Source organism: Candidatus Epulonipiscium viviparus, from assembly GCF_030708075.1.
Lineage (GTDB): Bacteria > Bacillota > Clostridia > Lachnospirales > Cellulosilyticaceae > Epulonipiscioides > Epulonipiscioides viviparus.
The window spans coordinates 307,093-327,978 of the sequence record NZ_CP117982.1; the positions used below are offsets into that span (position 1 = coordinate 307,093).

Genomic DNA, 20,886 nt, shown 5'->3' on the forward strand with positions numbered 1-20,886 from the left:
GTATAGGAGGTAACTAATGACAGGAATAATTTTTAATATACAGCGTTTTAGTACTAGTGATGGACCCGGAATCAGAACTACAATTTTTTTTAAGGGCTGTAACTTAAGATGTCAATGGTGCCACAATCCTGAATCTTATATTCCAACAATACAATTAATGTGGAATAGCGAGCAATGCGTCTCTTGTGACGCATGTACTATAAACTGTCCTAGCAGTATACCACACAACAATCGCATAAACAACCAAAAATGTCAAAATTGTGGAAAATGTGTCGATGCTTGTTTATATAGGGCATTAACAATATCAGGTGAAGAAAAATCTTCTGATGAATTAGTTGCCTTAGTAAAAAAAGATATGATATATTATAAAAATTCTGGCGGAGGACTCACTCTATCTGGAGGAGAAGTTTTACTGCAATCTGATTTTGCTGCAGACATTTTTAAAAAAACTAAAGAGCTTAATATACATAACTCACTTGATACGGCTCTTAATGTACCTTTTCATAATATAAAAAAAGTTTTGCCATATACTGATTTAGTTTTGCTCGATTTAAAATTAATGAATTCTCATAAACATCATAAATATACAGCCGTTAAAAATGAACTAATACTAGATAATTCACGACGTCTTTTCGACACTGGGATTGAAGTCCATATACGTGTTCCAGTAATTAAAAATATAAATGATAGTATAGAAAATATGCATACTTTACTAGATTTTATCGAAGGATATGATAATGTCACGAAAGTCGAATTGCTACCTTATCATGATATGGGCATCAACAAATCCAATATGATCGGCATAGAAAGCACAACATTTGAGCCACCCCTACAAAATTGCCTAAATGAGCTAAAAATGCTAATTAAAACAAGGAGGTCATAGTTAATGGACTCAATTTTAGAAAAAAAGATAGAAGCTTTATTTGGACGTTCTGTAAAAGAAACTTTTATGGAACGAATACAATATACGTTTGAAACCGAATTTATGTTTGCAAATGACAGCTTTGCAGTTAAATATGGAAAAACTTTATATCATATTTTAGATAATATTTCGGTTGTTCTAGAAGATGATATGAAAATCGTTGGTTGTGTTAAAGTACGTATACCCAAAGATTCCGAAGTCGAGGAAATCTTAAAAGTATATCATCGCTGGTGGGATATGTCTGTTGAAGATCGATTTAAAAAGGTCGCTTTCTATTATACAAATGGATGGTTAAAATGTCGCCCATATTGGTTTGCTAGCTTTGGTCATCTTGGCATAGATTATGAGGACCTAGTGTTCAATGGATATGATTCTATCATAAAACGTGCACAAACTAGATTAACTAAAAGTTGCAATGAAAAGCAACAAGAGTTTTTAAACGGCATAATTATTTCTATTCAAGCATTGAGCAATTTTTATGAGCGTTATGCTACTGCAGCTGTGGCTGCGGGCAAAATTGATCTTGCCGATGATCTAAAAACTATAGCGCATCAACCTGCCAAAACATTCAAACAAGCATTACAGCATATTTGGTTAAACACATTAGTGCTACAAAAAGTTTCAGGATGCGGAGTTTTAAATTTTAGTAGATTAGATAAATATCTACAACCGTTATATGATCAAGATATCAAGGCTGGCATTTTAACTCGCGAAGAAGCCTTAAACTTAGTTGAAGAATTCTATTTTAGAAACAACGAAATGATGGCTCAAACTGATCATATGTCTGAAGAAACTGCCGGCACCAAGGATACTCTTGAATTAGCATTCGATGACCCTAACTATTTAACACTTGGAGGAATAAATGCAGATGGGACTTCCGCAGTATGTGAACTTTCTTATATAATGCTAGAAGCTGCAAATGAAATGCGTCTTCGAAATCCATTTATTGTTGTACGATACCATGAAGGAATTGCTGAAGACTTTTGGAAATTGTGTGCTAAAGCCATGCGAAACAATGCGACAGTCGTAGTATATAATGACGAAACTATGATCCCAGCATTAAAATATCACAATATTTCTGCACCTGAAGTGTATGATTATGGATTTTGGGGATGCAACGATCCCAATATTGCTGCCTATGAAGGCGGACTTCGACAACTGTGGATGAATATGGCTAAACCTTTAGAGCTTGCTTTGCATCAAGGTGATTATCCATTAGAGCCTAAAAAAGAAGAAGATGTAGCCAAAGAATGTGCGTGGAGCATCGAAGACCGCATGATGGGAATAATGATAGGTCCATATTATGGAATTAAAACCAAGCCTGCTAACGAAATCAACTCTATGGAAGAATTTCTAAAAATCTTTGAAATACAATTCGATCATCTCATTTCAGAATTTCGAAAAGGTTTCGAAGCAGATTTTATTATTGAACAACACGAAACTATTGGCAAGATGCGCATTGAAGATTGCTTCTTAAAAGGAACCATTGAAAATGCAGTCACTTGGACAGAAGGCGGAACCAAATATCATAAAATTGTAGCGCAAGGCTGCGGTCTTGCAACTGTTATTAATGCATTATATATAATTGAAAAAGTAGTCTTCGATGAAAAGCTTTTAACATTAGAAGAACTTGCAACAATGATGCGTAATAACTACGAGGGCAATGAACATTGGCGTTTAAAATTTAAGAACAAATATCCAAAATTTGGTAACGATATTGATGAAGTTGATAAATATGCTCAAATTATAACTGATATATTCATGCGTATAATAGCAAAACACAATGGCCCTGAATATCTATATCAATTTTGGCCCACATATTCAACCGATAGAGCATTTACAATTATGGGTGAACATGTCGGAGCAACTCCAGATGGACGTCTAGCTCGAGAGCCTATTAGTGAAAATCAATCGCCTGCTGATGGAAGCGATCTTGAAGGTGTAACTGCTATGTTAAATTCTCTTAGCAAAGTACCTTTCAACCGCATCACAGGCGGACCATTAAACTTAAGGCTTCATCCAACAGTTGCCGCAGGAGATAAAGGTATTGATACTGTCGCCGCATTATTAAAAACTTATATGCAAAAAGGAGGAATGCAGCTTCAACTCAATGTCATCGATGCGGAAACCTTAAAACTTGCACAGGAAAATCCAGATAAATACCGCAGTTTATGTGTTCGAGTAACAGGGTATAGTGCATTTTTTGTTGAAATGGGTAAAAAAGCTCAAGATGAATTAATTCATCGTACGCAACATCAAATTTAATTTGTAGGAGGCAATTTTAATATGAAAAGTTTTATAGTAGAAAAAGACGGTAAAATGAGAATTGGTGAAGTTTCAAATCCAGTTATATCTTCCACTCAGGCATTAGTAAAAACTATTGCTTGTGGAATGTGTGGTACAGATATTAAATTGATTCACCGAACATTTAAGGGTTTTCCAGAAGATGTTTATCCTATAACTTTAGGACACGAAGGCGTTGGTGAAGTTATAGAAGTTGGCACAGACGTCAAAGGCTATAAAATTGGAGATAAAGTTCTTTTGCCATTTGCAACATCAGAAGGATACGGATCTGGTTGGGGAGCTCTCAGTGAATATGCAGTGGTCGATGATGTCAAAGCATTTCCCAAAGGTGAGGAGCCAGTATGGGGATTCGCACAAACTGTTCTTCCTGACGACATTGATCCCGTTGATGCTGTCATGCTTGTAACATTTAGGGAAGTGCTAAGTAGTATTAGATATTTTGACATCAAAGCTGCAAATTCAATTGTTGTGTTTGGGTGCGGACCTGTCGGATCAACATTTATCAAATTTTTATCACTTACAGGTGTAAAAAATATTATTGCAGTAGATATCTTTGACGACAAATTAGAAATCGCTAAATCCATCGGGGCTACACATACTATTAACAGTAAAGATCAAGATTTAGCTGCCGCTGTTCGTGCTATTTATCCAGATGGAGTAGATTTCGTATTAGATGCAGTAGGTCTTCCATTTATTGTAAATCAAGCAATGGCATTAATTAATGACCGCGGAGCTGTGCTTTGCTATGGAGTTCCTGAAAAAGAAGAAATTACCATTGATTTTAGTAAAGCTTCTTACAATTTTAGAGTTATATATCAACAAATGCCTAGAAAAGACGAAGAAGGTGCCGCAACCGATCAAGTTCTCGAGTGGGTTAGAAATGGGCAGCTAGTAATTAAAGATTTTATCTCTGATTATTTTAAATTTGAAGACAGCGTTGAAGCATATGAAAAATTATTAGCACGTAAAATCCTAAAAAAAGGCATTATAACTTACAATTAAAAGGAGATCATTATGTATTTAATAGCTCATGATATTGGAACTTCTGGTAATAAAGCAACTCTTTTTTCTGTAGACGGAAAACTCATTACTAGTGTAACTCATGCCTATAATACTCATTATTTTAACGAAACTTGGGTTGAACAAGATGCTAATGATTGGTGGAATGCCGTTTGTATCACCACTCGCTCCTTAATTGCAGATGCACAAATTGACCCAACTGAGATTGCTGCAGTCAGCTTTAGTGGCCAAATGATGGGCGCCTTATGCGTTGATAAATCTGGTAATCCGTTACGACCATCCATTATATGGGCGGATCAACGTGCAACAGCTCAATCAGATCAAATCGCAAAACAAATTACACAGCGAGATTTTTATCATATAGTTGGTCATAGAAATACACCATCATATGGACTACAAAAGTTGATGTGGATTCGTGATAATGAACCAGATATTTATGCAAAAACTTATAAAGTATTAAATGCTAAAGACTTTATAGTTCTCAAACTAACTAATCAATTTTACACTGAACCTTCTGATGCAAACAGTATGGCTTGTTTTGACTTAAACACCTGGGAATGGTCAGATAAAATTCTTGCTGCTGCAAAAATAAGTAAAGATAAATTTCCAGAAATTAAGCCATCCACTTTTGTTGCAGGAGGTGTAACCAAAGATGCTGCCATTGTAACGGGGCTTGCCGAAGGCACAAAGGTTGTCATGGGTGGTGGCGATGGAGTTGTAGCCAATATTGGTTGTGGATCAATTGCACCCGGCAAAACTTACTGCTGTCTTGGAACATCAGCTTGGATTACCACAACCACTCAAAAACCTGTTTTCGACCCCAAAATGAGAACTGTAACTTGGGCGCATATTGTACCTGGTTTGTACGCTCCAAATGGAACCATGCAGTATGCTGGCGGCTCATACAGTTGGCTCAAAAATACTATTTGCACACTGGAATCTCATCAAGCTGAACACAATAATTCGTCACCATTTATATATATGAATGAACAAATTGAACAAAGCTCGATAGGTTCGAACGGGGTAATGTTTTTGCCATATATGTTAGGCGAAAGAGCTCCCAGATGGGATATGGCTTCTAGAGGTTCTTGGCTAGGATTAAAGCCCGAAAATACCAGAGGAGATATGCTTCGTAGTGTACTGGAAGGTGTTACATTTAACTTATCCATTTGTCTAGATATACTAAGAACACAAGTTGAAATTAACGAAGTTCTGGTAATTGGTGGCGGTGCAAAAGGTAAAGTGTGGCGTCAGATAATGGCCGATATCTTTGATGCTGAGATTAAAGTACCAAAGCTTTTAGAAGAAGCCGGTTCCATGGGTGCAGCAGTTATAGCTGGTATCGGTGCGGGACTATATGATGATTTTAATGCAATTGACAAATTTATCCAGCTAACTGATTCTGAAATGCCAAACCCAACTGCAGTTCAAGCTTATAAAGTTTATCAAGAAAATTTTGAAATTTACTATAACGCTTTAAAACCCGCTTATGAATTAATATCCAAAAATAATAATGTGAAGGAGTTTTAAATTATGTCGCAAACTACAAATAAAACACGTGCTTTTGGTTCCCCTAGTCGTTATGTTCAAGGCAGAAATGAACTTGATTTATTAAAAGAATACACTGATGCTTATGGCAATCGCGTACTAATTTTAATTGATACTTTCTTCTATGCTAACTATTCAAAGAAATTTGAAGAAATGTATGCAAATGGAACTTCTACAGTTAAAACTTATGAATATAAGGGTGAAATCACAGCCGATAAAATTGCAGCTATCGTAAATGAAGCTAAAGCATTTAATCCAAATGTAGTTGTTGGTATGGGTGGTGGAAAAACTATGGATTCCGCAAAAGCTGTTGCAGATGATTTTAAAGCGGCAACAATCATTGTTCCAACCACTGCATCCACTGATGCTCCCGCAATTGGCCTTTCTGTAATGTATAACGAACAAGGAGTACACATAGGGGCAAGGCATTATGTTAAAAACCCAGATTTAGTATTATTAGATACAGATATTATAGCCAAAGCACCGATTAGATTTTTAGTTGCAGGCATGGGAGATGGGCTTGCCACATTTATCGAAGCTCGTGCAAACTTTCAATCTGCTTCTCCAAACTATGTTGGCAAAGGCTATAGTGCCACAGTTGCAGTACGTGCAATCGCTCAGGCATGTCATGAAACAATTTTAAACAAAGGCATCAGTGCCAAACTTGCTGCAGAAGCAGGATTATGTACCCAAGATTTTGAAGATGTTGTCGAGGCAAATACATTGCTATCTGGTTTAGGAGTTCAAAATTCCAGTTGTGCAGGTGCTCATTCCATTGCAGAAGGAATTACCATCTTACCTGAATGCGCTAAACTTCTTCATGGTGAAGTTGTAGCCTTTGGAATTTTGGTTCAACTAGTTATTGAAGGTCGTTGCAAAGATGAAATTAAGGAAATGTATGATTTCTTCAATGCAGTAGGTCTTCCATCAACATTTGAAATGCTAGGAATTTCAGACGCAACATCTGCAGATATAATGAAGGTTGCACAAGAATCCTTAAAATCGTATTGGGACACCGAACCTTTTGCTATAACCGCCCAAATGGTTTATGATGCGATTATGATGGCTAATATTTTGGGCAAAGAGTTTCAAAAATAGATTGTTTTATATCTCATAATTAGTAAACACAAATAGAAAACGTTTACATTTAAAAAAATGATTATGTCATCTTTGTAAATTATGAGGGGGGGAAATAAAATGTTTGATTGGTTTTTAGCAGGTTTTAATGCCTTTATTGATCTTGGCGCTGCGGTTATGATGCCTATCATATTCTTTATATTAGGCCTTATAGTCAAAGTTAAACCATCAACAGCATTAAAATCCGGACTTCTTATGGGGGTTGGCTTTGAAGGAATTGGCGTAATGGTTGGTTTAATGTTGGATGGTTTGAGTCCAGCAGCAAATGCAATTGTCGACCGTTTAGGATTAAATCTAACAGTAGTAGATGTTGGTTGGCCAGTAGCTGCACAAATAGGCTGGGGAACCGCCATAGTTCCATTTGCAGTAATCGGAGCTATTGTAATTAACATTATATTTTTGGCATTTAAATGGACTCGTGTTGTCAATATAGATTTATATAACTTTAATCACTTTATGATTATAGGCGCTATTATTTACGCAGGCACTGGAAATTTACTTGCAGGTATAGTATGTTGTCTTGTAGTTTCAACATTAGCTCTGATTTTAGGAGATAAGGTTGCAGATAAAATAGTTGAAGATACCGGCGTCGAAAATGTTACTTATGTAAATGCTTTTGCCGGAATGCAAGTTCCCGTTGCAATGGCCGTTAATAAAATAATTGAAAAAATTCCCAAAGTTCGCGATATAAACATGAGTTCTGCAGCTATTAATAAAAGATTTGGAATCGTCGGAGAACCGATTGCATTAGGATTAATAATGGGTGTCATTCTAGGTATTGGTGCAGGATTTGACATAAACACTATCCTTCAGCTTTCTATTAAGATATCTGCTGCGATGGTATTGCTACCTAAAATGGTAGGTATTTTAGTAGAAGGATTAGAGCCCATCAAAGAGGCCATGAAAGAAATGCTCAAGAAGAAAATGCCTGATAGAGATATTTTTTTAGCACTCGATGTTGGCATGATGATTACTGACGAAACTTTAGCAGTTGGTATTTTATTGATTCCAGTAGCATTATTACTTGCTGTTATTCTTCCGGGAAATAAAGTATTGCCACTTGTAGATTTGTCCTCATTATTCTGGTTTGTAGTAATGATTAAACCCTTCTGTAAGGGAAATATGTTTAGAATGTTTATTACCGGTTGCGTAATCCTGGTAATTTCATTATATGTTGCAGGAGATATCGCACCTATGTATACTTTAGCAGCGGAAATGGCTGGAACTCATATGCCAGAAGGTGCATCAGCTGTAACAAATTTGATCACAGGTGCAACATCTATAGTTGCCTGGATAGTCACTAAAATTGGTTTATTATTTTAATTTGTATATTGAAAGGAGCCTAAAATTATGATGAATCCAAGAGAGAATATGTTAAGAGCAATTAAAAACGATAGACCTGAATATGTTCCAAATGCACTTGAACATCTTATTGAAGTTAAATGTCCTACCTGTGAAAGACCCATTAAAGCTGGTTTTGATATTTGGGGCGTTGAATGGGCTTATGATCCACACGCAGAAGGTGGCACGTATGTCGCACATGGTTCTAAAATTATTCATAATATTGACAATTGGCGTGCAGAACTCAAAATTCCTGATTTAGATAAAGATGTCGATTGGAGCTATATTACCCAAAATTGGGGTGAATTTCCGCTCGATGTTGCTTCTATCGACTACGAAAACAATGTTGTAATGGGCCTTGTAGAAATGGGTGTATTCGAAAGATTGTATTTACTGTTTGGAATGGAAGAAGCTTTAATGAACTTTATTACTCACCCAGAAGAAATGGCAAAAATTGCAGAAGTTATAGCCGATTACAAAATCAAGGTTATACAGAGATTTGCTAAAGAAATCAAACTAGATATGATTTGGTATGGCGATGACTGGGGTACGCAAAATAATTTATTTATGCCTCCAGAGACTTGGAGACAATGCATTAAGCCTGCTACTAAACGTATTTATGATGCTATTCATGACTTAGGTTTAATTGTAAACCAACATTCTTGTGGCAACATTGCAAAAATCTTCGACGATATGGTAGACATGGGCGCAGATGTATGGAATATGTGCCAACCTTGTAACGATCTAGGTAAACTTAAGCAGCAATTAGGTGATAGAAAGTTCTGCTTCTCTGGTGGGCTCGATAGTCAATTTGTGCTTAATAAGCCTGGTGCAACTCCAGATGATGTGAGGGCAGAAGTTCGATTGCGTATGAAACAATTAAAGGGTACTAATGGCGGATATATTGCAGGTCCTAGTCACGAAGTTCCATATGCCAAAGAAATGCTTGACGCTATGTTTGATGAGCTTGACAAAACTAAATTTTATGATTATACAAAATAAAACAGAAATAGGAGTAATAAAATGAAATTAACAATCCAAGAACTAGCCAAAATGATTGATCATACAATATTAGCTGCATATGCGACAGATGATATGTTAAAAGAACACTGTGAAATTGCTAAGCAATATAACTTTAAAACAGTTGCTATTAACAATGCCCCTGTGTCTCTTTGCAAAAAATTTTTAGAAGGTACAGATGTGCTTTGCGATGCTGCAGTAAGTTTTCCTCTTGGTCAATGTACAATCGAGACCAAAGTATTTGAAACAATTGATATTATCGAAAAAGGTGCTGGCGAAGTCGATTACGTGGTAAATATAGGAAAAATCAAGTCAGGAGATTGGGCCTATATAGAAGATGAAATGCAAAGAATTGTTACAGAATGTAATAAAAGAAATGTTACCAGCAAAGTTATATTCGAAACTTGCTATTTAACCGATGATGAAAAAAGAAAACTTTGTGAAGTCGCGCTTAAAGTTAAACCTACTTTTATTAAAACCTCTACCGGCTTTGGTACAGGAGGTGCAACAATAGAAGATATCAAGCTTATGAAAGAATGTGTTGGAGATAACCTTAAAATTAAGGCATCTGGTGGAGTTCGTACTACCGAGCAAGCACTTGCTATGATTGAAGCTGGTGCAAGCAGAATTGGAACTAGCAATGGTGTTGCTATCGTGGATGGATATAAAGACATGCAATAATTATTTACGACGCTATGTATTTTATTCTTAGGAGTAAAATACATAGTTATTGCTACTTAATTCGAAAGGGGTAAATACATTGATATGCTTAAAAATGCTAGATATTACAAAGGAATATCCTGGAGTTAAAGCGTTAAAAGGTGTGCAATTTAAATTGCGTAAAGGTAGTGTGCATGCATTGATGGGCGAAAATGGCGCTGGAAAATCCACTCTTATGAAAATTTTATGTGGTGTAGAAACTCCTACAGAAGGTAAAATCATTTTAGATGGAAAAGAAGTTGTGATCACTGATGTTAAAACGGGAATAGATCTTGGTATTTCCATGATACATCAAGAATTATCTCCTGTATTAGAAATGACTGTTGCAGAAAATATTTTCCTAGGTCGAGAAATCACCAAAGGATTTCCAAAACGAGTTGATCATAAAACAATGAACCAGCATGCAAAAACATTATTAAAAACACAGGTTGGGATAGATCTTGACCCTACTCGCAAAATGAAACAATTGAGTGTTGCCCAAATGCAAATGGTTGAGATCGTTAAAGCTATTTCTCAGCAAGCAAATATTATTATCATGGATGAGCCAACATCATCAATTACCGAATTAGAAGTAAAAAAACTATTTGCATTAATTCGTAAACTAACTGCCGAGGGCAGATCTATTATCTACATATCACATAAAATGGAAGAAATTTTTCAAATATCAGACGAAATCACTGTCTTTAGAGATGGAGAATACATTGGTACAGATTTAAGCGCTAATTTAAATGATGCTAAATTAATTAAGATGATGGTTGGTCGTGAATTAAATGAAATTTATCCCAAAGAAGAAATCCCTCTCACAGACGTTATATTGCAAACAAAAAATTTATCTAAAGCAGGTAAATTTCAAGACATTTCATTTTCACTAAAACGAGGTGAAATTTTAGGATTTGCAGGACTTGTCGGTGCAGGTAGAACAGAGTTAGCAGAAGCTATATTTGGATTTTGTCCTGCAGATAGTGGAGAAATTTTGATTAACGATAATCTAACTATCATTAATAGTCCAGCAGATGCGATCAAACACAAAATAGCATTTATTTCTGAAGATCGAAAACAAATCGGTCTAAATTTAATTGCTTCTATCAAAGACAATATAACATTGGCAAATTTAGAAAAATACTGTGCTGCAAGTATTGTCATCAACAAGCGATTGGAACGTCAGATAACCAAAGAATATTCCAAAAAACTTAACATTAAAATGACTTCTATTGATATGGCAGTGAGCAAATTAAGCGGAGGTAATCAGCAAAAGGTTATTTTAGCAAAATGGATTTCCTGTAACCCAGATATAATTATCTTAGATGAGCCCACTCGTGGAATTGATATTGGTGCAAAAGCAGAAATTTATAAAATTATGGTTGAGCTTGCCAAAGAAGGTAAGGCTATTATTATGATTACCTCTGAATTACCAGAAGCAATAGGAATGAGTGATAGAATCATTGTTTTGGCTAATGGAAAAGCAACAGGCGTATTTAATCGAGATGAGTTTGACCAAGAAAAAATATTGATGTGTGCATCCGGGTTGCGAAAGGAGGAAATTTAATGTTAAAAGTTGCTTTTTCTAAAAATCATAAAATTTTTCTGGAAAAATACGGAATTTTAATTGCATTTTTAGCTTTATTTATCGTTATGGCTGCTATGCGTCCTCATACTTTTTTAACTATTAATAATCAATTAAATATCGTTAGACAAGTATCTATTAACGGAATTATGGCAATTGGTATGACGTTTGTAATTATCACAGGAGGGATTGATCTAAGTGTAGGCTCAATGCTTGCTTATGCATCGATTGTCGCCTGCAGATTTGCACATCCTGGAGAATATCCGATTATAGTTCCTATAGTAATTGCATTGGTAATTGGTTCATTTTTGGGCAGTATCAATGGCATAATTATCGCGAAAGGCAAAGTTGCCCCCTTTATCGCAACACTTGGAATGATGACTGTGGCAAGAGGATTAACCCAACTTTTCAATGGAGGCAGACCCATAAATAATTTATCTGATACATTTAATTTTATTGGTGGGGGAAGTGTTGGAGGCATTCCACTTCCAGTAATTATATTTGTATGCGTTATTGCATTAGGATGGTTTCTGTTACATCACACTCGCTTTGGCAGATATGTATATGCCATTGGAGGTAACGAAACTACAGCCAAAGTTTCCGGAATTAACGTTAATAAAATTTATATTCTTGTATATACATTGATGGGACTATTATCAGCCTTATCAGGCATTGTACTATCAGCAAGAGTTGAAACTGCAACTGTTATTGCGGGAACAGGATATGAACTCGATGCCATTGCAGCAGTAATTATTGGGGGTACCAGTGCAGCTGGGGGCAAAGGTACAATATTTGGTACAATAATTGGAGTTTTAATTATGGGAGTTCTTAGTAATGGACTCGATTTAATAGGAGTTTCATCTTATTATCAACAAATTATTAAAGGTATTATCATAGTAGGTGCTGTTTTATTAGATAAGAAAAAGTAAATATTATGTATGAGAGGAGACCTGTATGTTAAATAAATTTTTTAAAATAGCAATATTATCAGGAACTTTAATTTGCTTAGCAACTGGATGTGCAGCTGGAGCAGATGACGGCACATTAACAATTGGATACATGAGTACAAATTTATCAAATGAATATCAAGTCACAATGTTAGATGGTGCTGAAGCAAAAGCAGCAGAACTTAACATCAAATTAATTACTCAAGATGGGCAAGGAGATGCTGCAAAACAGCTTAGTCAAATGGAGCAACTAATTTCACAACAAGTAGACGCCATAGTTATGGCCCCTTATGATAAAGATGCCTGCGCACCAGCTGTAACTAAAGCAAAAGAATCTGGAATACCACTTGTTATAGTTGATTCTACAGTTAATAATATTGAAGAGGCAGTTGCATTCGTTGGTGCAGATGAAACTGTTGTGGGAAATTTGGCAATGTCGACATTAGCCGAAGCAATTGGAAAATCTGGAGATATTATGATGATTCGCGGTCCTATTGGAAACTCCGCAGAAATGGGAAGAAGTACTGGAGCTTTAGCGGCATTGGATAAATATCCAAATGTAAACTTAGCAATTGATGAACCTGCTGATTGGGATAGAGAAAAAGCAATGAAACTTATGGAAAATAAACTTCATGGAGACTTTGATATTGTTGGCGTCTTAGCTCAAAATGATGAAATGGCAATAGGTGCACAAAAAGCCATTGAAGCAGTTGGAAAGCAAAACGAAATTAAGGTTATTGGCATAGATGCTATCCCTGATGCATTAACAGCAGTTGAGGAAGGCAAATTAATTGCAACAATCTACTCAAGCCCAGAGCTAAAAGCTGAAATAGCCTTAGAGGTTGCTGTTGCCGCAGCAAATGGTGAATCTGTTGAGAGCGAATACTTCGCTGAATTTGTGCTTATTAACAAAGATAATGTAGCTAATTACAAATAACATTTAATTGAAGGAGTGAAACAATGTCAACAGAAAGTAATTCACCTGTATCAATGAAAGAGTATGTGGGATATTTTTGTTATGGATTTGGACAATGCTTTAACTATGGATTGGTAGGAACATTTATTTTATTTTTTTATACTGATATTTTAGGAATTTCAGCAGCGGCAGCGAGCATAATCTTCTTAATTGCACGTGTATGGGACGCTGCAAATGATCCAATTTGTGCTGGTATTATGGATATGCGTACAACTAAAGAAGGTAAATTTAAAGGCTATTTAAAAATAGTACCCATATTTGTTGCAGTATCTACTGCTATATGTTTTGTTGCACCAGATATTTCCATCCAAGGAAAAGTCCTCTATGCTGGTATTACATACATTCTTTGGGGAACTGTATACACAGTTTCAGATATTCCATTTTGGTCTGCATCAACTGTGATTTCCGGAAGCACTCGCGAAAAAGCTAACCTTGCATGTTCAGCTAATATCGGAGTAGCAGGTGGAATCGGTATGTCCAGTATTTTGATCCCCTTATTTTTGCAAGTATTCGAAAGCCAATCTAATCCATATATATTTGCAGTTGGAATTTTTGCAGCTATTGGATTTATATTTATGATGTATGGATACACTACAATCAAAGAACGCGTAGTCCATCATTCAAACGAAAAAGTTACAGCTAAAGATGTTATCAATGTTTTAAAAATTAACAAGCCTTTATTTATTATTCTAGCAGTATTTATATTTAAATTTTGCTATGATGTAGTTCAAAGTATTATCATTTACTTCTTTACTTATAACCTCGGTGCACCTACAATGATGACAGCTTTTGGCATTATTGGTACAGTTAGTGCGTTAGGAATAGTTGTATTGCCCTTACTTACCAAGAAATTTCGCAAAAAAGATATTTTTATAGGAGTTTGCGCATTAGATATTATTTTGAGGGCTGCCTGGTTTTTCATTGGGTATGAGAATATAACTATTGTTATGATAATTTTATCCGTTACAGCATTTTTAAATGCCTTAACAATTCCTTGTGTATCAATGATGCTACAAGAGACTATTGAATATGGCGAAGTTAAAACTGGCAATCGTTGCGAAGCAATTGCATTTAGTGGGCAAACATTTACTGGTAAATTAGCCGTTGCATTTGCAGGGGCAGGTACAGGACTTCTTTTAACCATTATTGGATATAATCCTGGAGGCACCCAAACAGCTTCAACACTTTCTGGTATTTTCATGGCAATTTGCATTGTTCCTGCAATTGGTTCATTATGCAGACTATTGCTTTTGCTTAAGTATGATTATACTGAAGATAAACACGAAGCGGATGTTGAATATCTTAAAAGCATCGGTAAAGCTTATTAAATTTTTTAAGGATATAGGGTGCATTTGTGCTCTATATTTTTTATGCCGTTGACAGTGTCATCTAGCGTATAGTATTATAAATATGCAATTAATATTGATAATAAGGAGAGAATTATGGCAAATATAATTATATCACCATCAAAATATGTCCAAGGTAAAAATGAAATGGCACAACTAGGTTCATATGTAAAAGATTATGGCAAAAAATCATTAATTTTGATTAGTGAATCGGGCATAAAACGCTTTATGGCTGTTATAGAAAAAACGCTCCTAGACCAAGATATTACTCCTATATTTGAAACATTTAAGGGAGAATCTAGCAAAAACGAAATCAATAGACTTCAAGAACTTTTCGATAAAAACAATTGCGATAATGTCATTGGTGTTGGTGGCGGAAAAATTCTGGATACCGCAAAAGCAGTAGCATACTATAAAAAATGTCCAATAATCATTCTTCCTACCGTCGCTTCTACTGATGCTCCATGTAGCGCGCTTACTGTTATATACTCTGACCAAGGTGTTTTTGAAGAGTATCTATTTTTGCCACAAAATCCAAATTTAGTTTTAGTTGATACTCAAGTAATTACTGATGCTCCAGCAAGACTTTTAATTTCGGGAATGGGAGATGCGTTAGCCACATACTTTGAGGCAAGGGCCTGCAAAATTTCTGGTGCTACATCTTGTGCCGGAGGCGAATCCACTCTTGCAGCTCAAGGTATTGGCAAATTATGTTATGAAACATTAATAAATTATGGTTATAAAGCCAAAATTGCTATTGAACAAAAAATTTGTACTAAAGCAGTTGAAAACATTATAGAAGCAAATACTCTTCTTTCGGGAATTGGATTTGAAAGTGGCGGACTTGCTGCAGCACATGCAATTCACAACGGCTTTACCGTAATGGAGGAATGCCACAATATGTATCATGGTGAAAAAGTTGCTTTTGGTACAATAGTACAATTGGTATTAGAAGATGCTCCAGAACTTTCTGATGTAATCAATTTCTGTAAATCTGTCGGTCTTCCTACTACATTAAAGCAATTAGGCATCAAAAAAATTAATCCTAACAAAATCAAACAAGTTGCGCAAGCAGCAACGGCTTCAACAGAAACTATACACAACTTGCCATTTAAAGTAACTGCCGACGATGTGTATGGTGCAATTTTAATTACAGATGCATTAGGTCAATAATCCGCCAATCTCCCTTAATTGAAAAAGGGAGAAACATATTATTATTGATATTCTTTTTGTTCAACTTTGATTTCCGCTTGAGATTTTATCTCTAATTCAGCTACATTGGTCGCCTGAATGTCTATAGCAATACTATTACAAACCGGAAAACTAAATCCCTCTTCTTCTGATTGCAATACTCCTGCATATTTTTTTCGTCTCAGCATATAAAACACCTCCATATAATAATTATATTACCCAAATTGTTAATATTTAATCCGTTGTAAAATTTCCAGTTATTATCTCCTTGAAAAATTTTGTTAACTATAGTATAAAAAAGATATTACAATTCATCTATTTTACGTTATGAAAGGGTCAATTAAATGGCAAAAGTTATATTAGGTATCGATAGACTTGCAGAATTTATGTATTTATTTGACAATAAGCGAGTTGGGCTCATTACAAATCCAACAGGAATAAATAGTGATTTTATATCCACAATTGATTTATTTGCACAATATACAAATTTAACAGCATTATACTCTCCAGAACATGGTGTTCGCGGAAATATTCAAGCGGGTCAAAAAGTTGAATCTTATATTGATGCTAAAACTGGTACCAAAGTATGGACTTTATATGGCAAAAATAAAAAACCAACTCAGGATATGCTTATAGATGTTGATATATTAGTTTATGATATTCAAGATGTTGGATCACGACTTTATACCTACTTGTATACATTAGCTTATTGTATGCAAGCATGCAAAGAATGGGGCAAAGAAATAATAGTATTTGACAGACCTAACCCCGTAGGCGGTTCTGCAGTGGAAGGAAATTTAGTTCACAAAGAATTTAGATCATTTATCGGACTATATCCTATTCCTTATAGATATGGACTTACAATTGGCGAAATAGCTCTGTATTTTAATTCAGAATTTAATATTAATACCCAATTAACCGTAGTAAAAATGAAAAATTGGACACGCGATATGTACTATGATAACACCGGATTAAATTGGATTATGCCCTCCCCCAATATGCCTACTCTCAATACTGCTCTATTATATAATGCCACCTGCATATTTGAAGGAACTAATATTTCTGAGGGACGTGGCACTACCATTCCATTTGAACTCGTTGGAGCCCCTTGGCTCAATGCAGAAGAACTAGCCATTGCTTTAAATGAAAAATCGTTACCAGGTATATATTTTAGACCTATATATTTTACACCTACCTTTTCCAAGTATGAAAACCAATTATGTCAAGGGGTACAGCTTCATATTATCAATCGTGATGAAATTCAACCTATAAAAATTGCATTATATTTATTAAAAGAAATTCGTCAGCGCAATTCAGATAAATTTAAATTTGCTGCACCATATACAGCAACTGGAAAACCAATGATTGATTATAACACAGGGACCGATACAGTGCGCACATCAGATTTTAATCCCGAAGCATTATATATCAAATGGGAATCTGAAAATAAACAATATAAAAAAGATAAATCTAAATATCATCTATACTAATATACACCTATCTTAGAAGGGACAGATATTATGACATTAAAGCAAAAAGTTGGGCAATTATTTATAGTAGGTTTTGATGATACAAAAATAAATTCGCATATCGAAAATTTGATTAAGGATTTTAATGTAGGAAATGTAATTTTATTTGAACGCAATTGCAAAACTCCAGAACAAATCTTAAAGCTCATCCAAAATTTACAAAAATTAGCTATAAAATATAATGGAGTTCCCATGTTTATTGGAATTGATCAAGAAAATGGAATGGTTACACGCATAGGAGAGGGGGTATGTACTTTTCCTGGCAATATGGCACAAGCCAATGGAGCAACCGAAGAAGAAATCTATCAAGTTGCAAAGTATACTGGAGAAATGTTAGAAGCACTTGGAATTAATTATAATTTGGCACCTAGCTTAGATATCAATAATAATCCGAATAATCCAATAATAGGCATTAGAAGTTTTGGTGAAAATCCAGAAACAGTCACTAATATGGGACTAGCCTGTATAAAAGGATTTCAAGACGCAGGTATAATTTCAACAGCAAAACATTTTCCAGGTCATGGCGATACTGCCATCGATTCTCATTTAACTTTGCCTTGTATTCCACATAGCAAAGAACGACTAGAAAAAGTGGAATTATATCCATTTAAAGCTGCAATCGATGCTGGAGTTAAAAGTATTATGACTGCTCATATAATTTTTCCAGCTTATGAACCGGTATATCCTGCCACACTTTCACCACTGGTATTAACTAATTTGCTACGACAAGATTTAGGATTCCATAATTTAATTATCACAGATTGTATGGAAATGAAAGCCATCAGTGACACATATACTACTCAACAAGCTAGTGTTATGGCAATAGCGGCTGGCGCAGATATAGTGTGTATAAGTCATACAGAAAAATTACAAAGAGAAGCTCTCGAAGAAACCTTAATACAAGCCGAACAAAATATGAAACTACAAGCTAAAATCGATACTGCGGCTGATCGTATTTTGTCAATCAAGAAAGTTCTGAATGTTGACGAATATCTAAAACGTAATATCGCAGACATTGCCAACAAGCTTAACCCACCTGCTGCTATAAAATTGGCAAAAAAAATTAGCAAAAATGCCATAAAAGTAATCGAACAGGGAATCTCATTACCTATAGATCCAGGAAAATTACTAATAATTGCACCTGATTCCAGAGGATTAACCGGAGTAGATGGTCTATGGTATATTCCAAACTTTGCTTCATATGCTGCTGAACACGTGATAGCAGATTCAATCAAGCTAGAATCCGATCTTTCCATAAAGTCAATAAATGAGATTATTCAAAAGAGTCAAATTTATGATACTATAATCCTGTGTTTATATAACGCACAGTTTATGCATTCTCAAATAGAGCTTGCCAATAAACTCCTTGCCGAGCACAATCAAGTAATTTGCATTGCCATGCGTAATCCATATGATATTAATTTACTAAAAAATCCACAAACAACGGTGCAAGTATTTGAATATACACCATTATCTATGGATAGTTTACTTAAAATATTATTTAAAGTTTTTGTGGCTTAAACTTTGTTGTCAAATTGTATAAACTTTCAGAGTTTGCGGCAAGCTCTTCACTAATTGCTGCGCTTTCTTGACTTGTCGAAACATTCGTATTTACGACATCCATTATATCTGCCATACTTTTATTCATATCATCAACAGTTACCACTTGAGTAGTAGCTATTTGATACAACTCTTTAATTAAATTTGTAATTTGATTTGAGCTATCCGAAATTTTTACAAATGCTTTTTCGGTAGTATGTGCAAGTGATTCACTTTCTTTGATATTATTAACTGTATTTTCAATCAAACCAGTCGTATCTTTTGCGGCTTGAGTCGATTTCTGAGCTAAACTTCGAACCTCTTCAGCTACAACAGAGAACCCTTTGCCGGCTTCACCAGCTCTAGCCGCTTCAATTGCTGCATTTAAAGCAAGAATATTGGTCTGAAATGCAATGTCATCAATAGTTTTAATAATTTCTTGAATATCTTTTGAATCCACAGAAATTTTATTAATTGCATTAAGCATTCCTGCCATTTTATTAGAACTATCTTTAATAATCAGGCTAGATTCTTCGCCTAATATACGAGCATTAGTAGCATACTCAGACGAAGACTTAATTTGATCAGATATCTCATTAAGTGAATTAGACAAATCTGAAATACTAAGATTTTGGTCTTCAGCTCCTTTAGCAAGCGCTTGGGCACCTTGCGAAATATCTTCCGCTCCCTGACTTAAATGCTCACTAGAAGTGGTAATGTTAATTAACAATTTACTAATTTCTTCTCTAAATAATTCAATAGAAACTATTATTTCTTCAAAATCTCCAAGAAACACGATTTCTGTACTATGAGTAAAATCTCCTTTTGCAAAATCAGCCAATAAATCACTTAAAGAATTAACATATTTTGACAATTCTTTCATTGAAAAATTAAACATATCATTCATTTTTTGAATTTCGATAAATCTAGTTTTAAGGTTTACTCTACCTTTCAAGTTTCCTGTTGAAAGCTCTTCTAGCCCTATTTCCATTTTAATGATATTTACAAGAATATCAGTTCTAATCCATCTAAAATAAATATATAGCATACCGGAAATTATAGTTAACGATATAATAATTGTTATTAAACTAGTCATTTCTATAACATCATATTCTTCTTCGGATTCCAATATTCTGTGTTCCGATTCCGCTATTAATATATCTATTTCTTGAATTAACTTTTCCATATTTGGTTTTATGTTTATTAAATACTCATTTATAGCTTCGTCAATACCAATGTTTAAAGCGTCCATCACTTTGTATGCATTATTATGAATGGCATCATGATATTCTTCAATAGCGTTGGTCAAATTAATAATGTCTGCATTATTTCTATTTTCAGGACTATACATATATGTACCTAAATCACACGTTTCGGAATCTAAACTTCCTTCAAAAGGTTCTCCGTTCAAAATCGCACTTAAAAGATCTGTTGACCATTCATAATGTACAATTTCAGCTTTATGTAATTGATCGATAATATTATTTTCCACAGACAATGTTTCTTTTGAAAGAGACATACGATTAAATGAAAAAAGAATTACAATCAATAAAACTATATTTAAGCTAAACACCAAGATACTCATACCATAAATCAATTTTTTTAATTCTATTGACTTCACTTATATCACTCCTTATAAAATATTTTTTACCATGACATTATAATCCATTTTTAGCAAATTGTAAACAGCCAAAATGTGTCATATTTTATTTTTAGTTACTGTTTTTTTCTTATTTTTGATTTTAAAAATCATTCTTAATATATTTATTAAGCACAGCCATA

17 protein-coding genes are annotated in these 20,886 nt (G+C 34.7%); 15 read left to right on the forward strand and 2 right to left on the reverse strand.

Annotated features, from left to right (window positions below; all coding sequences use genetic code 11):
• The first annotated feature begins 16 nt into the window (after positions 1-16).
• The 13 genes from PCY70_RS01000 to PCY70_RS01060 all read left to right on the forward strand — a co-directional run bounded on the left by PCY70_RS01000 (position 17) and on the right by PCY70_RS01060 (position 16,018).
• Complete coding sequence (locus PCY70_RS01000) at positions 17-883, forward strand: glycyl-radical enzyme activating protein (protein ID WP_305768095.1); 867 nt, start codon at positions 17-19, stop codon at positions 881-883.
• A gap of 3 nt (positions 884-886) precedes the next feature.
• Positions 887-3,187 carry a pyruvate formate lyase family protein gene (locus PCY70_RS01005; RefSeq protein WP_305768096.1) on the forward strand — a complete coding sequence of 767 codons (2,301 nt, stop codon included), beginning with the start codon at positions 887-889 and terminating at the stop codon, positions 3,185-3,187.
• A 21-nt stretch (positions 3,188-3,208) separates the two neighbouring features.
• On the forward strand, positions 3,209-4,228 hold the full coding sequence (locus PCY70_RS01010) for a zinc-dependent alcohol dehydrogenase (protein ID WP_305768097.1): 1,020 nt from the start codon (positions 3,209-3,211) through the stop codon (positions 4,226-4,228).
• A 12-nt stretch (positions 4,229-4,240) separates the two neighbouring features.
• Entirely contained in the window at positions 4,241-5,776 is a 1,536-nt protein-coding gene (xylB, locus tag PCY70_RS01015; RefSeq protein WP_305768098.1) for a xylulokinase, read from the forward strand.
• Positions 5,777-5,779: 3 nt separating this feature from the next.
• Positions 5,780-6,892: a glycerol dehydrogenase gene (locus PCY70_RS01020; RefSeq protein WP_010166314.1), complete on the forward strand. Its 1,113-nt coding sequence runs from the start codon at positions 5,780-5,782 to the stop codon at positions 6,890-6,892.
• A 99-nt stretch (positions 6,893-6,991) separates the two neighbouring features.
• Positions 6,992-8,254, forward strand: a complete 1,263-nt coding sequence (locus PCY70_RS01025; protein WP_305768099.1) for a PTS galactitol transporter subunit IIC — start codon at positions 6,992-6,994, stop codon at positions 8,252-8,254.
• 27 nt (positions 8,255-8,281) lie between these two features.
• Positions 8,282-9,274 carry a uroporphyrinogen decarboxylase family protein gene (locus tag PCY70_RS01030; protein WP_305768100.1) on the forward strand — a complete coding sequence of 331 codons (993 nt, stop codon included), beginning with the start codon at positions 8,282-8,284 and terminating at the stop codon, positions 9,272-9,274.
• 21 nt (positions 9,275-9,295) lie between these two features.
• Complete coding sequence (gene deoC / locus PCY70_RS01035) at positions 9,296-9,973, forward strand: deoxyribose-phosphate aldolase (RefSeq protein ID WP_305768101.1); 678 nt, start codon at positions 9,296-9,298, stop codon at positions 9,971-9,973.
• A 49-nt stretch (positions 9,974-10,022) separates the two neighbouring features.
• Entirely contained in the window at positions 10,023-11,558 is a 1,536-nt protein-coding gene (locus PCY70_RS01040) for a sugar ABC transporter ATP-binding protein (RefSeq protein WP_323132693.1), read from the forward strand.
• Entirely contained in the window at positions 11,558-12,505 is a 948-nt protein-coding gene (locus PCY70_RS01045; RefSeq protein ID WP_305768102.1) for an ABC transporter permease, read from the forward strand. Before PCY70_RS01040 ends, PCY70_RS01045 begins: the two co-directional genes overlap by 1 nt.
• 25 nt (positions 12,506-12,530) lie before the next feature.
• Positions 12,531-13,460, forward strand: a complete 930-nt coding sequence (locus PCY70_RS01050) for a substrate-binding domain-containing protein (protein WP_305768103.1) — start codon at positions 12,531-12,533, stop codon at positions 13,458-13,460.
• A gap of 23 nt (positions 13,461-13,483) precedes the next feature.
• Positions 13,484-14,827 (forward strand): MFS transporter, encoded by a 1,344-nt coding sequence (locus tag PCY70_RS01055; protein WP_305768104.1) that lies wholly within the window; start codon positions 13,484-13,486, stop codon positions 14,825-14,827.
• Positions 14,828-14,941: 114 nt separating this feature from the next.
• Entirely contained in the window at positions 14,942-16,018 is a 1,077-nt protein-coding gene (locus PCY70_RS01060; protein ID WP_305768105.1) for a glycerol dehydrogenase, read from the forward strand.
• Between the two features lie 41 nt (positions 16,019-16,059).
• On the opposite strand, the gene PCY70_RS01065 is transcribed toward PCY70_RS01060, so the two are convergent.
• Entirely contained in the window at positions 16,060-16,224 is a 165-nt protein-coding gene (locus tag PCY70_RS01065) for a hypothetical protein (protein WP_010166306.1), read from the reverse strand.
• Positions 16,225-16,380: 156 nt separating this feature from the next.
• Here PCY70_RS01065 and PCY70_RS01070 point away from each other — a divergent pair, with 156 nt between their 5' ends.
• Together PCY70_RS01070 and PCY70_RS01075 are read left to right on the forward strand one after the other, a co-directional pair.
• A complete protein-coding gene (locus tag PCY70_RS01070; protein WP_305768106.1) occupies positions 16,381-17,526 on the forward strand; it encodes an exo-beta-N-acetylmuramidase NamZ family protein in 1,146 nt (381 codons plus the stop codon).
• A gap of 30 nt (positions 17,527-17,556) precedes the next feature.
• Complete coding sequence (locus PCY70_RS01075) at positions 17,557-19,086, forward strand: glycoside hydrolase family 3 protein (RefSeq protein ID WP_305768107.1); 1,530 nt, start codon at positions 17,557-17,559, stop codon at positions 19,084-19,086.
• Here the strand turns inward: PCY70_RS01075 and PCY70_RS01080 are convergent.
• On the reverse strand, positions 19,067-20,725 hold the full coding sequence (locus PCY70_RS01080; RefSeq protein ID WP_305768108.1) for a methyl-accepting chemotaxis protein: 1,659 nt from the start codon (positions 20,723-20,725) through the stop codon (positions 19,067-19,069). The two genes, PCY70_RS01075 and PCY70_RS01080, sit on opposite strands and share 20 nt — an antisense overlap.
• Positions 20,726-20,886 lie beyond the last annotated feature (161 nt).

Bases quoted from the DNA above. Each gene is read 5' to 3' on its own strand.
- PCY70_RS01000 (WP_305768095.1), top strand. From the start codon at position 17: ATGACAGGAATAATTTTTAATATACAGCGTTTTAGTACTAGTGATGGA.
- PCY70_RS01005 (WP_305768096.1), top strand. From the start codon at position 887: ATGGACTCAATTTTAGAAAAAAAGATAGAAGCTTTATTTGGACGTTCT.
- PCY70_RS01010 (WP_305768097.1), top strand. From the start codon at position 3,209: ATGAAAAGTTTTATAGTAGAAAAAGACGGTAAAATGAGAATTGGTGAA.
- xylB (WP_305768098.1), top strand. From the start codon at position 4,241: ATGTATTTAATAGCTCATGATATTGGAACTTCTGGTAATAAAGCAACT.
- PCY70_RS01020 (WP_010166314.1), top strand. From the start codon at position 5,780: ATGTCGCAAACTACAAATAAAACACGTGCTTTTGGTTCCCCTAGTCGT.
- PCY70_RS01025 (WP_305768099.1), top strand. From the start codon at position 6,992: ATGTTTGATTGGTTTTTAGCAGGTTTTAATGCCTTTATTGATCTTGGC.
- PCY70_RS01030 (WP_305768100.1), top strand. From the start codon at position 8,282: ATGATGAATCCAAGAGAGAATATGTTAAGAGCAATTAAAAACGATAGA.
- deoC (WP_305768101.1), top strand. From the start codon at position 9,296: ATGAAATTAACAATCCAAGAACTAGCCAAAATGATTGATCATACAATA.
- PCY70_RS01045 (WP_305768102.1), top strand. From the start codon at position 11,558: ATGTTAAAAGTTGCTTTTTCTAAAAATCATAAAATTTTTCTGGAAAAA.
- PCY70_RS01050 (WP_305768103.1), top strand. From the start codon at position 12,531: ATGTTAAATAAATTTTTTAAAATAGCAATATTATCAGGAACTTTAATT.
- PCY70_RS01055 (WP_305768104.1), top strand. From the start codon at position 13,484: ATGTCAACAGAAAGTAATTCACCTGTATCAATGAAAGAGTATGTGGGA.
- PCY70_RS01060 (WP_305768105.1), top strand. From the start codon at position 14,942: ATGGCAAATATAATTATATCACCATCAAAATATGTCCAAGGTAAAAAT.
- PCY70_RS01065 (WP_010166306.1), bottom strand. From the start codon at position 16,224: ATGCTGAGACGAAAAAAATATGCAGGAGTATTGCAATCAGAAGAAGAG.
- PCY70_RS01070 (WP_305768106.1), top strand. From the start codon at position 16,381: ATGGCAAAAGTTATATTAGGTATCGATAGACTTGCAGAATTTATGTAT.
- PCY70_RS01075 (WP_305768107.1), top strand. From the start codon at position 17,557: ATGACATTAAAGCAAAAAGTTGGGCAATTATTTATAGTAGGTTTTGAT.